The organism is Pseudomonas frigoris, assembly GCF_047758635.1.
Taxonomy (GTDB): Bacteria; Pseudomonadota; Gammaproteobacteria; order Pseudomonadales; family Pseudomonadaceae; genus Aquipseudomonas; species Aquipseudomonas frigoris.
The window spans coordinates 2,379,486-2,391,687 of the sequence record NZ_CP180479.1; the positions used below are offsets into that span (position 1 = coordinate 2,379,486).

The 12,202-nt window shown below is 57.6% G+C and carries 16 protein-coding genes; 8 read left to right on the plus strand and 8 right to left on the minus strand.

Annotated features, from left to right (window positions below):
* Window positions 1-14 precede the first annotated feature (14 nt).
* Complete coding sequence (gene oprI, locus ACMXYH_RS10730; protein ID WP_002553018.1) at window positions 15-266, minus strand: outer membrane lipoprotei OprI; 252 nt, start codon at window positions 264-266, stop codon at window positions 15-17.
* 639 nt (window positions 267-905) lie between these two features.
* Between oprI and ACMXYH_RS10735 the strand changes: the two genes are divergently transcribed.
* Window positions 906-1,193 carry a GNAT family N-acetyltransferase gene (locus ACMXYH_RS10735; protein ID WP_008057026.1) on the plus strand — a complete coding sequence of 96 codons (288 nt, stop codon included), beginning with the start codon at window positions 906-908 and terminating at the stop codon, window positions 1,191-1,193.
* Window positions 1,194-1,264: 71 nt separating this feature from the next.
* On the opposite strand, the gene ACMXYH_RS10740 is transcribed toward ACMXYH_RS10735, so the two are convergent.
* Entirely contained in the window at window positions 1,265-2,341 is a 1,077-nt protein-coding gene (locus ACMXYH_RS10740; RefSeq protein ID WP_056740324.1) for a 3-deoxy-7-phosphoheptulonate synthase, read from the minus strand.
* A 182-nt stretch (window positions 2,342-2,523) separates the two neighbouring features.
* Window positions 2,524-2,967, minus strand: a complete 444-nt coding sequence (locus ACMXYH_RS10745) for a PilZ domain-containing protein (RefSeq protein ID WP_129436984.1) — start codon at window positions 2,965-2,967, stop codon at window positions 2,524-2,526.
* On the opposite strand from ACMXYH_RS10745, the gene ACMXYH_RS10750 reads away from it, so the two are divergent.
* The 5 genes from ACMXYH_RS10750 to cysB all read left to right on the plus strand — a co-directional run bounded on the left by ACMXYH_RS10750 (window position 2,966) and on the right by cysB (window position 6,921).
* The gene (locus tag ACMXYH_RS10750) at window positions 2,966-3,352 is read left to right on the plus strand and encodes a thioredoxin family protein (protein ID WP_415767057.1); all 387 of its coding nucleotides are present in this window, start codon (window positions 2,966-2,968) and stop codon (window positions 3,350-3,352) included. The two genes, ACMXYH_RS10745 and ACMXYH_RS10750, sit on opposite strands and share 2 nt — an antisense overlap.
* The gene (locus tag ACMXYH_RS10755; RefSeq protein WP_415767058.1) at window positions 3,349-4,305 is read left to right on the plus strand and encodes a putative 2-dehydropantoate 2-reductase; all 957 of its coding nucleotides are present in this window, start codon (window positions 3,349-3,351) and stop codon (window positions 4,303-4,305) included. Before ACMXYH_RS10750 ends, ACMXYH_RS10755 begins: the two co-directional genes overlap by 4 nt.
* 24 nt (window positions 4,306-4,329) lie before the next feature.
* Window positions 4,330-5,235, plus strand: coding sequence for a 5'-nucleotidase (locus tag ACMXYH_RS10760; RefSeq protein ID WP_008148545.1), 906 nt, complete (start codon window positions 4,330-4,332; stop codon window positions 5,233-5,235).
* 94 nt (window positions 5,236-5,329) lie between these two features.
* On the plus strand, window positions 5,330-5,833 hold the full coding sequence (locus ACMXYH_RS10765; protein WP_129436980.1) for a universal stress protein: 504 nt from the start codon (window positions 5,330-5,332) through the stop codon (window positions 5,831-5,833).
* Between the two features lie 113 nt (window positions 5,834-5,946).
* Window positions 5,947-6,921, plus strand: coding sequence for an HTH-type transcriptional regulator CysB (gene cysB, locus ACMXYH_RS10770; protein WP_008148549.1), 975 nt, complete (start codon window positions 5,947-5,949; stop codon window positions 6,919-6,921).
* Window positions 6,922-6,930: 9 nt separating this feature from the next.
* Here the strand turns inward: cysB and ACMXYH_RS10775 are convergent, their stop codons facing one another.
* On the minus strand, window positions 6,931-7,413 hold the full coding sequence (locus ACMXYH_RS10775) for a GreA/GreB family elongation factor (protein ID WP_129436979.1): 483 nt from the start codon (window positions 7,411-7,413) through the stop codon (window positions 6,931-6,933).
* Between the two features lie 14 nt (window positions 7,414-7,427).
* The gene (locus tag ACMXYH_RS10780) at window positions 7,428-7,835 is read right to left on the minus strand and encodes a hypothetical protein (protein ID WP_415767059.1); all 408 of its coding nucleotides are present in this window, start codon (window positions 7,833-7,835) and stop codon (window positions 7,428-7,430) included.
* 124 nt (window positions 7,836-7,959) lie between these two features.
* Here ACMXYH_RS10780 and earP point away from each other — a divergent pair, with 124 nt between their 5' ends.
* Together earP and ACMXYH_RS10790 are read left to right on the plus strand one after the other, a co-directional pair.
* On the plus strand, window positions 7,960-9,102 hold the full coding sequence (gene earP, locus ACMXYH_RS10785) for an elongation factor P maturation arginine rhamnosyltransferase EarP (RefSeq protein ID WP_415767060.1): 1,143 nt from the start codon (window positions 7,960-7,962) through the stop codon (window positions 9,100-9,102).
* A 48-nt stretch (window positions 9,103-9,150) separates the two neighbouring features.
* The gene (locus ACMXYH_RS10790) at window positions 9,151-9,720 is read left to right on the plus strand and encodes an elongation factor P (RefSeq protein ID WP_028619992.1); all 570 of its coding nucleotides are present in this window, start codon (window positions 9,151-9,153) and stop codon (window positions 9,718-9,720) included.
* Window positions 9,721-9,887: 167 nt separating this feature from the next.
* On the opposite strand, the gene ACMXYH_RS10795 is transcribed toward ACMXYH_RS10790, so the two are convergent.
* From ACMXYH_RS10795 to ACMXYH_RS10805, 3 genes are all read right to left on the minus strand, one after another.
* The gene (locus tag ACMXYH_RS10795) at window positions 9,888-10,901 is read right to left on the minus strand and encodes an alpha/beta hydrolase fold domain-containing protein (RefSeq protein ID WP_415767061.1); all 1,014 of its coding nucleotides are present in this window, start codon (window positions 10,899-10,901) and stop codon (window positions 9,888-9,890) included.
* A gap of 34 nt (window positions 10,902-10,935) precedes the next feature.
* Complete coding sequence (locus ACMXYH_RS10800) at window positions 10,936-11,355, minus strand: organic hydroperoxide resistance protein (protein ID WP_415767062.1); 420 nt, start codon at window positions 11,353-11,355, stop codon at window positions 10,936-10,938.
* Between the two features lie 344 nt (window positions 11,356-11,699).
* A complete protein-coding gene (locus tag ACMXYH_RS10805; RefSeq protein ID WP_415767674.1) occupies window positions 11,700-12,161 on the minus strand; it encodes a MarR family winged helix-turn-helix transcriptional regulator in 462 nt (153 codons plus the stop codon).
* Window positions 12,162-12,202 lie beyond the last annotated feature (41 nt).

Genomic DNA, 12,202 nt, shown 5'->3' on the forward strand with positions numbered 1-12,202 from the left:
ATCCCGAAGGATTATTACTTGCGGCTAGCTTTGTCCAGCATGCGCAGAGCACGCTCGTTAGCTTCGTCAGCAGTCTGTTGTGCTTTTTGAGCAGCAGCCAGAGCTTCATCAGCTTTACGGTAAGCTTCGTCTGCACGAGCCTGGGAGCGAGCTGCTGCGTCTTCAGTAGCGGTCAGACGTGCTTCGGTTTCTTTCGATACGCTGCTGCAACCGGTAGCCAGAACTGCGGCCAGAGCCAGAGCAGAGAATTTCAGAACGTTGTTCATCGTGTTCCCCTTCAAGGACTTTCTATTAAGTTAGCTGTCTCCTCAGAGTGAGGAAATAGCCGGCGTACATACTACCCATTACTTGTCGTAAGTAAACTGACGTAAAGCAAGAAGCCAAAAAAATTGTAGGCGTTGATTCTTTTTCGAGCAACTTTTAACTGCATTGTTTAAAAAATATACAGCTGGGAGGCCCGAGCTGAGCGAGCCGCCGAAGAAAAGTTTCGCGCGCTCACAGCTCTTTTCCGAGTCTTGGCTAAAGTCTGTCTAGATGGATTCGTCTACACTTTTTTTCGGATTTTGCGTGGCGCCTCTCATATCTTTCTCCATGTTCAGGTGACTTTAACAAAGGGCGCTCGTCTTAAGTCTCAACATCCGGCAATGTTCAGGCTATTGACCTACACAGATCTTCGGTCGAGCCGTCTCTGCGTCACCCGGAGCAGCACCCGCCAATCGGCGTGATGACGAGCGTACCTTGAGCATTTCTGCCAATAGTGCCTACTATTTGATACGTGCTCGGTTGTGCGAGATTGGTACAGCTCTTCTCGGTGTCCATTCAGGCACGGGGTGGCGTAGATGTTCCTTCGCCGGAAAAACATCGGTAAGGTAGGGGTCAGAATTTCAGACCCGCGAGGAGTAGTGATGAGCGAGGCGTTGTCCATCCACCATGACCAGGCTGGTCATCAGTTCGAGACCAATGTGGACGGTCATCGTGCCTACCTGACCTATATGGATCTGGGGAAACAGACCCTGGATATCTATCGCACCTTTGTGCCCAACGCACTGCGTGGTCGCGGCATTGCGGCAGCCTTGACCGAGAAGGCGTTGGAGTACGCTGAAGAAATGGGTTACACCGTCATTCCATCGTGTTCCTACGTGGAACGCTACATGGAGCGCCACCAGCGGCATGCAGCCAAGCTGAGCCAGTAACCTTTCACAGAATCGAACGCATAAAAAAACGCCGGGTTAAGCCCGGCGTTTTTTTGTGCGGCGAAAAGTGATCAGCTGCGATCGCGTTTCGGCAGCACGTCCTTGAGCTTGGCATGCATGCTGCGCAAGGTGTTTTCGGTGGCGGACCAGTCGATGCAGGCATCGGTGATCGACACGCCGTATTGCAGGTCGGCGAGGTCTTTCGGGATCGCCTGGCAGCCCCAGTTCAAGTGACTTTCGACCATCAGGCCGATGATCGACTGGTTGCCTTCGAGGATCTGGTTGGCGACGTTCTCCATCACCAGCGGTTGCAGGGCCGGGTCCTTGTTGGAGTTGGCGTGGCTGCAATCGACCATGATGTTCGGCTTGATCTTCGCTTTGTTCAGCGCTTGCTCGCAGAGCGCGACGCTGACCGAATCGTAGTTCGGCTTGCCGTTGCCACCGCGCAGTACCACGTGACCGTAGGCATTGCCCTTGGTGGTGACGATCGACACGCCACCTTCCTGGTTGATACCCAGGAAGCGGTGAGGGCTGGACACCGATTGCAGGGCGTTGATAGCGACCGTCAGGCCGCCGTCGGTGCCGTTCTTGAAGCCGACTGCCGAGGACAGGCCGGAGGCCATTTCACGGTGAGTCTGGGATTCGGTGGTGCGCGCACCGATGGCCGACCAGCTGATCAGGTCCTGCAGGTACTGCGGGGAGATCGGGTCGAGGGCTTCAGTTGCGGTCGGCAGGCCCATCTCGGCCAGGTCCAGCAACAATTGACGACCGATGTGCAGACCGTCCTGAATCTTGAAGGAGTCGTCCAGGTACGGATCGTTGATCAAACCTTTCCAGCCGACGGTGGTGCGTGGCTTCTCGAAATACACGCGCATGACCAGATACAGGGTATCGGACACTTCTGCCGCAAGCGCCTTCAGGCGCTCGGCGTATTCGTGGGCAGCCTTGATGTCGTGGATCGAGCAAGGCCCGATGACAACAAACAGGCGGTGGTCGGTGCCATCAAGAATGTTGCGAATGACTTCGCGGCCCTTGGTGACGGTGCGCAGGGCAGCGTCGCTCAGAGGGATATCACGCTTGAGCTGATCGGGAGTGATCAGCGTCTCGTTGGAAGCGACGTTTAGGTCGTTGATCGGTAAATCAGCCATCGTTTACTCGTCAGGTCACGGGTGCCGGCCGCCAGCGAACCCGCGCGGCGGAGCACAGCAAATTAAGCGCGTCGGGGAGCAGAACCTTAGCGCGTTACACCGTGGCTCGACAATGGGCAGACACCGGTTTAAGGGGCATTCTCAATTAGTTTCCGCGGGGAAACCAATTGAGGATACCCCTTCTAATCCAGCACAACCTGCGCAAATGCCCTGCGAACCGTCTCGTGGGAGAACTCGTCGGCATGCTCCTGGACCCATTCAAGGGCCAGGGCCTGAGTTTCCTGCAGATCGTCATGCGCGTCATGCAGGCGGCAGTAACGTTCGATCTGGCACACTTGCTCGCCCATCCGGGCACTGAACATCATCTGTTCGTCAACGAAGGCAATGCCTACCAGATAGCCGCGCTTTCGTCGCAGGCACCAGGCTACATAGCCCAGAAAACGCATGTCGGGGTTCAAGGTCGGCATGCGAATTTCCAGCGCCGTACCGTGGCGCCACGCCCGGTGATAATTGCAAGCCATGCCCCCGAGGCTGATAGTGTGCAGCTGTTGCCGTGAAATACACTCAGGTTTGAGCAACGTTAATTCGACGGGCACATCGTCAGGGTGAGGAATAAAACGTCCCATGAACACGGACTCCATGTGTCGGCCATCTGACATTGTTCCACCCAGTATAGTGGTCGAATTGGAACTGACTGATTTCGACGCCGACCAACGGCTGCTGGCGATGAGCGGTGTGTCGCTGGTCATTTTCACCAGCGTCGGCTGCGCCAGTTGCCGTTTTGCCCGTGAGCAGTTGCCACGACTCGATCTGGACGTCGATCGGCTGTGCTGGATTGATGCCGGGAACAATGGCGGGGTGGTCGAGCGTTATCAGGTTTTTTATTTGCCGGCGCTGTTTTTGGTGCGCGACGGTGAATTCTTCGGGGCACTAAAATCGCGCCTGACCCGCACCGAGCTCAATGCAGCCGTGGGTCAGGCGTTGAGTCGAATTGCAGAGGAGTTGCCATGATGGGGGCAGTGACCAAACCGACAATCGGTATTATCGGAACCGGTGCGATCGGCGGGTTCTACGGGTTGATGCTGGCGCGTGCCGGTTTCGATGTGCATTTTCTGTTGCGCAGTGAATTCTCAGCGGTGGCCGAGCGGGGGTTGAAGCTCGACAGTGCGGTGCACGGCGCGCTGACGTTGAATCCGGTTCAGGCGTATTCGACGGCCGAAGACATGCCGCCCTGTGACTGGTTGCTGGTGGGCGCGAAAACCACCAGTAACGCGCAGCTGGCGCCGACGATCATTCAAGCCGCGGCACCGAATGCCAAAGTGTTGTTGCTGCAAAATGGCCTGGACGTTGAAGACAGTCTGCGAGCGTTGCTTCCCGACTCGCTGCACGTGCTCGGTGGGCTCTGCTATATCTGCGTTCATCGCGACGGACCCGGCGTCATCACCCATCAGGCGCTCGGCGCGGTGAATGTTGGCTATCACAGCGGCCCCGCAGCCGATGATCAGGCGCGCATGGCGATTGTCGAGGAGGGCGCCGGGCTGTTCCGCGCCACCGGCATCGATTCCCAGGCCATGGCGAACCTGCATCAGGCGCGCTGGCAAAAACTGGTCTGGAATATCCCTTACAACGGTTTGTCGGTTCTGCTCGGGGCAAGCACCACGCCGTTGATGGCCGATGCCGACAGTCGGGAACTGATCAAGGCTCTGATGGCTGAAGTGGTTCAGGGCGCAATCGCTTGCGGTCACGACGTACCGGCCGGTTATGCCGATCATCTGTTCATGGTGACCGAGAAAATGCCGGACTATTGGCCGAGCATGTACCACGATTTTCTGCACAAACGACCGCTTGAGCTGGATGCGATTTACGCCCGGCCACTGGCGGCAGCCAAGGCCGCAGGATGCGAGTTGCCGCGAATCGAAGCCTTGTATCGCAGTTTGAGTTTTATCGATCGACGTAACACTTGAGTCGATCAACCTTGGGAGAAGGGCATGGCAAAAACGATCGACGACAAACTGGTGCTGGCGATTTCGTCGCGTGCGCTGTTCGACCTGAGCGAAAGCCACAAGGTCTATCTGTCGAGCGGCGTCGAAGCCTATCGGCAATATCAGATCGAACACGAAGACGAAATCCTCGAGCCCGGTGATGCATTCCCGTTGGTACAAAAACTCCTCAACTTGAACACCAGCCTTGGCCGCGCCCGGGTCGAGGTGATCCTAGTGTCGCGCAACAGTGCCGACACTGGCCTGCGGGTTTTCAATTCGATCCACCACTATGGCCTGGCGATTTCCCGCGCGGCGTTTGTCGGCGGACGCAGTCCTTATCCGTACCTGAAGGCGTTTGGCTGCGACCTGTTTCTTTCGACGCATGCCGAAGACGTGCGCAGTGCGCTGGATGCCGGGTTCGCCGCTGCGACCATTCTGTCGGGTGGCGCCAGCCGTGCGGCCAGTGATGAATTGCGCATTGCCTTCGATGGTGACGCGGTGCTGTTTTCCGATGAATCGGAGCGTGTCTATCAGTCCGGTGGTCTGGAAGCGTTTCAGGCCAGCGAGCGTGAAGCCGCCCGCGAGCCTTTGCGCGGCGGGCCGTTCAAAGGCTTCCTCGCCGCCCTCAATCTGTTGCAGCGCGAGTTCCCGGAAGACGCTTGTCCGATCCGCACCGCGCTGGTGACCGCGCGATCGGCGCCGGCCCATGAGCGAGTGATCCGTACCTTGCGCGAATGGGACATTCGTCTGGACGAGTCGCTGTTTCTCGGCGGCCTGACCAAGTCGGCGTTTCTCGAAGCCTTTGCCGCCGACGTGTTTTTCGACGATCAGGCCGGTCATTGCGAGTTGGCCCGCGAGGTGGTCGCCACCGGCCACGTGCCGCACGGCATAAGCAACGAGCAAAAGGTTTAAGCCCACGGTTCAACGCGTTACGCGAAACGTCGTACTCGCCAAGGCACTGCTAAGCTGAATCAATCTCCGCCATGTTGGCACTCAAGGAGGTCATATGATTCATTCGATGCTGTACGCCACTGACCTCGGCCTGTACGCACCTTTGGTGATGCAGCATGCCTTGGCGCTGGCGCGAACATTCAATGCCGATCTCTACGTGGTGCACGCCGTTGAACCGATGGGGCTGTTTGCCGAGTCGGTGCTTCAGAGTTATCTCGATGAGCAGGCGTTGAATGAGTTTCACAGCCAAGGCTTGAACACGGTGATTGCCAACATCGAGCAGCGGGTACTCGACAGCTTTCGTGAAGAATTGGGGGATGAAGGGTCGCAGGACCTGGAGCGGATCAAAGCAGTGAGGGTGCTTCAGGGCGATCCGTCACAGGTGATTCTTGACCAAGCGCAGAAACTCTCCGTGGATTTGTTGATCGTAGGTAGTCATAGCCATGGTGCTGGCGCGGAAACGCCTTTGGGCCGCACTGCAGCGCGGGTGTTGCAACTGTCTCGGGTGCCGGTCTATCTGGTGCCGCTGGTGGAGCGTCGTCGCCAAGGGGATCGCTAGAGCACCAATAGTGGCAGTTTGATAAAAAAGTTCTAGATTTATTCGTCAAACCATTAATATAGTTATATACCGTCGCTGATGCCCGTGGCGTCTACCTGCTTTGAGGGATTCATATGAAGCTTCAACAATTGCGCTACATCTGGGAAGTGGCGCACCACGACCTCAACGTTTCCGCTACAGCCCAAAGCCTTTACACATCACAACCGGGCATCAGTAAGCAGATCCGTCTGCTGGAAGACGAATTGGGGGTTGAGGTTTTCGCTCGCAGCGGCAAGCACCTGACCCGCGTCACCCCGGCCGGCGAGCGAATTATCACCACCGCCGGCGAGATCCTGCGCAAGGTTGAAAGCATCAAGCAGATTGCCCAGGAGTTCTCCAACGAGAAGAAAGGCACCCTGTCGATCGCCACCACGCACACCCAGGCGCGTTATGCGCTGCCACCGGTGATCAGCAATTTCATCAAGCAATACCCGGACGTTGCCCTGCACATGCACCAGGGTTCGCCGATGCAGATCGCTGAAATGGCCGCTGACGGTACCGTGGATTTCGCCATCGCCACCGAAGCCCTGGAGCTGTTCGGTGATCTGGTGATGATGCCGTGCTATCGCTGGAACCGCTGCGTGGTCGTGCCACAGGGCCACCCGCTGACCAAGCTGTCGAAGTTGACCCTCGAAGCCCTGGCCGAATACCCGATCGTGACGTACGTGTTCGGTTTCACCGGCCGTTCGAAACTCGACGAAGCGTTCAGCCATCGCGGCCTGACACCGAAAGTGGTGTTCACCGCTGCCGACGCCGACGTGATCAAAACTTACGTTCGCCTGGGTCTGGGCGTGGGCATCGTGGCGAAAATGGCGGTCGATGCCAAACTCGATAGCGACCTGGTCATGCTTGATGCCAGCGACTTGTTCGAATCCAGCATTACTAAAATCGGTTTCCGTCGCGGCACGTTCCTGCGTGGCTTCATGTGCGACTTCATCGAGAAGTTCGCCCCGCACCTGACCCGCGAAGTCATGGCCAAGGCCATTCAGTGCCACAACAAGCAGGAACTGGAAGAGCTGTTCGACGGCGTCGAACTGCCGGTCCATTAATCTCCCTTTCTATACCACCTCGGTGACAGAAAACTGTTGCCGAGCTCCCGCCACGAGAATCTCCACCTCGTCCCCTTCGAACTTGCCCAGCAGACTCTTGCCCAGCGGTGAGCGAGGGGTGATGACGGTAATCCATTGCCCCACCACGTCGACCTTCAAACCCGCCGCGTCGGGGGCCAGAAACAGCCATTGCTCACGACCCTTTTCATCTTCCAGACCGAGCAGGGCACCGACTTCGATGCCGCGCTGATCGTCGTAAGGTCGCAGCGTCAGGTTCTGGCAAAGCGTCAGTGACTGCCTGATTTCCTCCACCCGTTTGGCTTGCCCGGCTGCCAGATAAGACGCCTCCAGCCCTAGCGTGTCGTACTTGTTCTCGGCGATGTTTTCTTCGTGGGTGGCGGTTTCGTAAGCGGTTTGTGCGGCACGCTCGGCGATGTCGAGGTCGATCCGCAGCTTGTCGAGAATCAGTTGGTGGACGGTCGGCTTGTGCATAGAGAGCTTCTTGATCAATCGCAGAATTGCTGGACGTTGGCGCGGCTTTTTTCGCTCGGTGCAGTCTGGTCCTGTTGCAACCAGAACTGGCATTTGGGGTTCGATAAATTGCGGTGGTTGCTGCGGGCCTGATCAAGCCTTTGCTGCTGCTCGTTCTTGCGCAGGTTCTCTTCGTACTGTTCGAACAACGGGCTCTGAGCCGGAATGTCCGGCACCGGTTGCACCACCGGTGGTTTGGCCAGTTGCTGCACGGCCTCTGCCACGGGAGCCAGATGCTCGCTGAACAACAGTCGGGAGGCAAGCCAGCACGTCAGCGCGATCGCGATAAACCCCAGCCACACACCCAGGGCAATGCTGCCGGTCAGTTGCAAGGCGTTGAGCTGGATCGGCAACGGGCGGCGCGGGTTGGGACGGTAGGGCATGGCTGCCTCCTGGCGGGTGGTCGCGGGCGAGTGGCGATTGTCGCATGAAGATTAATCGCCGTCGGCTCTTCTGCACGGGGTAATTTATGAGGACAATCGGCGCTTTTGCCAACGGGAGCCTGGAATGCCTGAAATGAAAGCCCGCTGGGATATTTTCTGCGCGGTGGTCGACAACTTTGGTGACATCGGCGTGACCTGGCGTCTGGCCCGACAACTGGTGGCCGAACATTCGGTGGCGGTGCGTTTGTGGGTCGATGATCTGCGGGCCTTCGAGCGCTTGTGCCCGGACATTGACATCAACGCCTCACAGCAATGGCAGCAGGGCGTCGAAGTGCGTCAGTGGACGGCCGACTGGCAGCCCACTGAAGCCGCTGATGTGGTGATTGCCGCGTTCGCCTGCCAATTGCCGAGTGCTTACATGGAGGCCATGGCCGAGCGGGAAAAACCGCCGCTGTGGATGAATCTCGACTATCTGAGTGCCGAGGACTGGATCGTCGGCTGCCACGGTTTGCCGTCGGTGAAGTACAAGAACGTACAAAAAATCTTTTTCTTCCCAGGGTTTCAGAAGGGCACGGGTGGCTTGCTGCGTGAAAGCGGATTGCTTGAGCGTCGTCAGCAGTTTCAGCAAAACCCCGAGGCTCAGCGAGAATTCCTGCAAGGTTTAGGGATTGATCGCGCGCAAGGTGCGCAGTTGATCTCGCTCTTTGCCTACGAAAATAATGGGCTGGCCAGCTGGCTCGATGCAATGGCTGCCGACTCTACGCCCACTCATCTGCTGGTGCCCGAAGGTCGGATTCTTGGGGATGTCGAACGTTGGCTCGGTGTGGACGGTCTGGTGGCCGGCGCAGTGCATGTGCGCGGTGAATTGACCGTGCAAGTGCTGCCGTTCGTCCGACAGGATCAATACGATCACCTGCTCTGGTGCTGCGATTTCAATGCCGTGCGCGGTGAAGATTCCTTTGTCCGCGCCCAATGGGCGGGCCGGCCGCTGCTCTGGCACATCTATCAGCAGGACGAAGACATCCACCTGGACAAGCTCGACGCCTTCCTCGCTCTGTACACCAATGGCCTGTCCGAGCCTGCCCGCGAGGCGATCAGCGGTCTTTGGCGGGCGTGGAATGCGGGTGACAATATGACCGGGCACTGGCAATCGACCCGAAAACACTGGCCAGAACTGCAAAAACACGCCGAAGCGTGGTGTCTGGAACAGGCTTTGCAGGCAGATCTTGCCGCAGCGCTGGTACAGTTTTATGTAAATTGGATATGATACGCGGCCTAGATTTTTGTAAATCCCATCCAAATTCGGATATTCGCAATGAAAACTGGTAAAGAACTGAAACCCGGTACCGTGATCCGTCTCGAAAACGATCCTTGGCTGGTTCAGAAAGCTGAATTCACCAAGTCTGGTCGTAACAGCGCGATCATGAAGACCAAGCTGAAAAACCTGCTGACCGGTTACAAGACCGAGATCGTTTACAGCGCCGACGACAAGCTGGACGACGTAATCCTCGACCGCAAAGAAGCGACCCTGTCCTTCATCAGCGGCGACACCTACACGTTCATGGACACCACCGACTACACCATGTACGAGCTGAACGCTGAAGACATCGAAGCCGTTCTGCCTTTCGTTGAAGAAGGCATGACCGATGTTTGCGAAGCGATCTTCTTCGAAGAGCGTCTGGTTTCCGTAGAACTGCCGACCACCATCGTGCGCGTAGTTGACTACACCGAAGGTTCGGCTCGCGGCGACACTTCCGGCAAGGTGATGAAGCCTGCCAAGCTGAGCAACGGTACTGAGCTGCAAGTTGCTGACTTCATCGAAATCGGTGACAAGATCGAGATCGATACCCGCGAAGGCGGTTCCTACAAAGGCCGTGCTAAATAAGCACTGCTTCAGGTACAAAAAAGCCCGACCATTGAGTCGGGCTTTTTTGTGGCCGATATGAAGATCAAAAGATCGCAGCCTCGTTTCACTCGACAGCTCCTACAGGAGATACGCGATCCCAATGTAGGAGCTGTCGAGTGAAACGAGGCTGCGATCTTTCGCTTTATCTATTTCAAATGTTGCTTCAGTTCTTCAGAGGCTTGCAAGAGCGCCGAACGCACCGCTGGCACCTGGCTCACCACGTTGAGCAACCCGTAGTCGTGGATCAAGCCGTTGTAGCGAACCGACGTGACCGGCACGCCAGCCTCATCCAGTTTTCGGGCATAGGCTTCACCTTCATCGCGCAACACGTCGGCGCCGGCTGTCTGCACCAGGGCAGGTGGCAGGCCCTTGAGTTGCGCGGTGGTCGCCCGCAGCGGCGAGGCGTAGATCTCGTTACGCTGTTTGGCATCGGTGGTGTAGTTGTCCCAGAACCACTTCATCATGTTTTTGGTGAGGAAGTGCCCCTCGGCAAACTGGTTGTAGGACGCCGTCTCGAAGCTGGCGTCGGTCACCGGCCACAGCAGCACCTGGAACTTGATCGCTGGCGTGCCCTTGTCTTTGGCCATCAGCGCAACCACTGCCGCCATGTTGCCGCCAACGCTGTTGCCGGCCACGGCCAGGCGTTTGCCGTCGACGTTGATCTCTTTACCGTGCTCGGCCACCCATTTGGTTGCGGCGTAAGCCTGATTGATCGCCACCGGGTAATGCGCTTCCGGTGACGGGGTGTAATTGACGAACACCGCCGCCGCCCCCGAACCGGTAACCAAGTCCCGAACCAGACGTTCATGGGTCGGGAAATCCCCCAGCACCCAGCCACCGCCGTGAAAGAACATGAACACTGGCAGCGGACCTTTGACCCCGGCCGGCCGGACGATGGTCAGGTTGAGCGGTTGGCCGTCGACTTGAATGGTCTTCTCGCTGACATCGGCTTTTGGCAGCGTCAGTTTCACCCCGGCCTGCGCGCCGACTAGCACGGCGCGGGCATCTTTAGGGGTGAGTTGTTCCATCGGTTTGCCGGTGCCGGCGTTCAGAAAGTCGAGGAACGCCTGGGTGTTGTGTTCAACACCATCACCTGCGGACGCGCTGTGGATGGACAGGGCGAGAAGGGTACCGGTCAAGACTTTGCTGAAAGTGCTCATGTTCGTTTCCTGGTTCGGGCCTGGGAATCAGCGGTTAGACAGTAACGTGCAGGCGCACATCGACGTTGCCACGGGTGGCGTTGGAGTACGGGCAGACCTGGTGTGCAGCGTCGACCAGGCTTTGTGCATCGGCTTGCTCAAGACCCGGCAGGCTGATGTGCAGGTCGATGTCCAGGCCGAAACCGCCAGGGATCTGGCCGATGCCGACATGGGCGGTGATCGAGGCGTCGTCCGGGATGGTGCGTTTGGTCTGGCTGGCGACGAATTTCAGTGCGCCGATGAAGCAGGCGGAGTAACCGGCTGCGAACAGTTGCTCAGGGTTGGTCGCTGCGCCGCCGGCACCACCGAGTTCTTTGGGGGTGGCGAGTTTGACGTCGAGGATGTTGTCGCTGGAAACCGCACGACCGTCACGGCCGCCGGTGGAGGTTGCGATTGCGGTGTAGAGAGTTTGCATGGTGTGAGCCTCATTCGGAATTGGGTGTTTTGCGCTAAATATTTGCGCGCTAAGTAAGTGCGAAATAAATGTAGCTCGCGAATATTTAGCGCGCAAGATAAATATTGGAGAAGTTTTTGTTTGAGGAGGCGGGCGCTGATTAGATGTGTTGAGTTAGAGCGGTCGCGGCAGGATTTTCAGCGGAAGATTTTTTTGATGGGGGGCGAGGTCGGAGGGACACCACAAAGCAAATGTGGGAGCGAGCTTGCTCGCGATGGCGGTGTGTCAGTCAACATCAATGCTGTATGTCAGATCGCTATCGCGAGCAAGCTCGCTCCCACAGGGATTTGTGAGGGGTTTGACGATTACAGGCTATCTCGCAAGTGGCTGCGCAGCTCCTGAAGTTCGTTTTGCAGCTTCTGCAGATGCTCCAGCGTCTGACCGCTGGCGGCGAGGATGCACTGCGGAATGTCACGGGCTTTGTCCCGCAACGCACGACCTTTCTCGGTCAGCTCGACAATCACCACCCGTTCGTCTTCGCGGCTACGGGTGCGACTGAGCAGGCCTTCGACTTCCAGGCGTTTAAGCAGCGGGGTCAGTGAGCCAGGATCGGTCAGCAGTTGCGCGCTGATTTCGCCTACGGTCATCCCATCTTTTTGCCACAACACCATCATCGCCAGGTATTGCGGATAGGTCAGGCCCAGCGCTTGCAAGAGCGGCTTATAGACCTTGGTCATCAGCAGCGAAGTGGAATGCAGGGCGAAGCAGATCTGGTTGTCCAGCAGCAGCTCTTCGCAGTTATCCGGGGTGTTGCGCTCGGTAGTCATTTCGAAGCCTTGATCAGTGATCGTCATAAATCTAGCGGGCG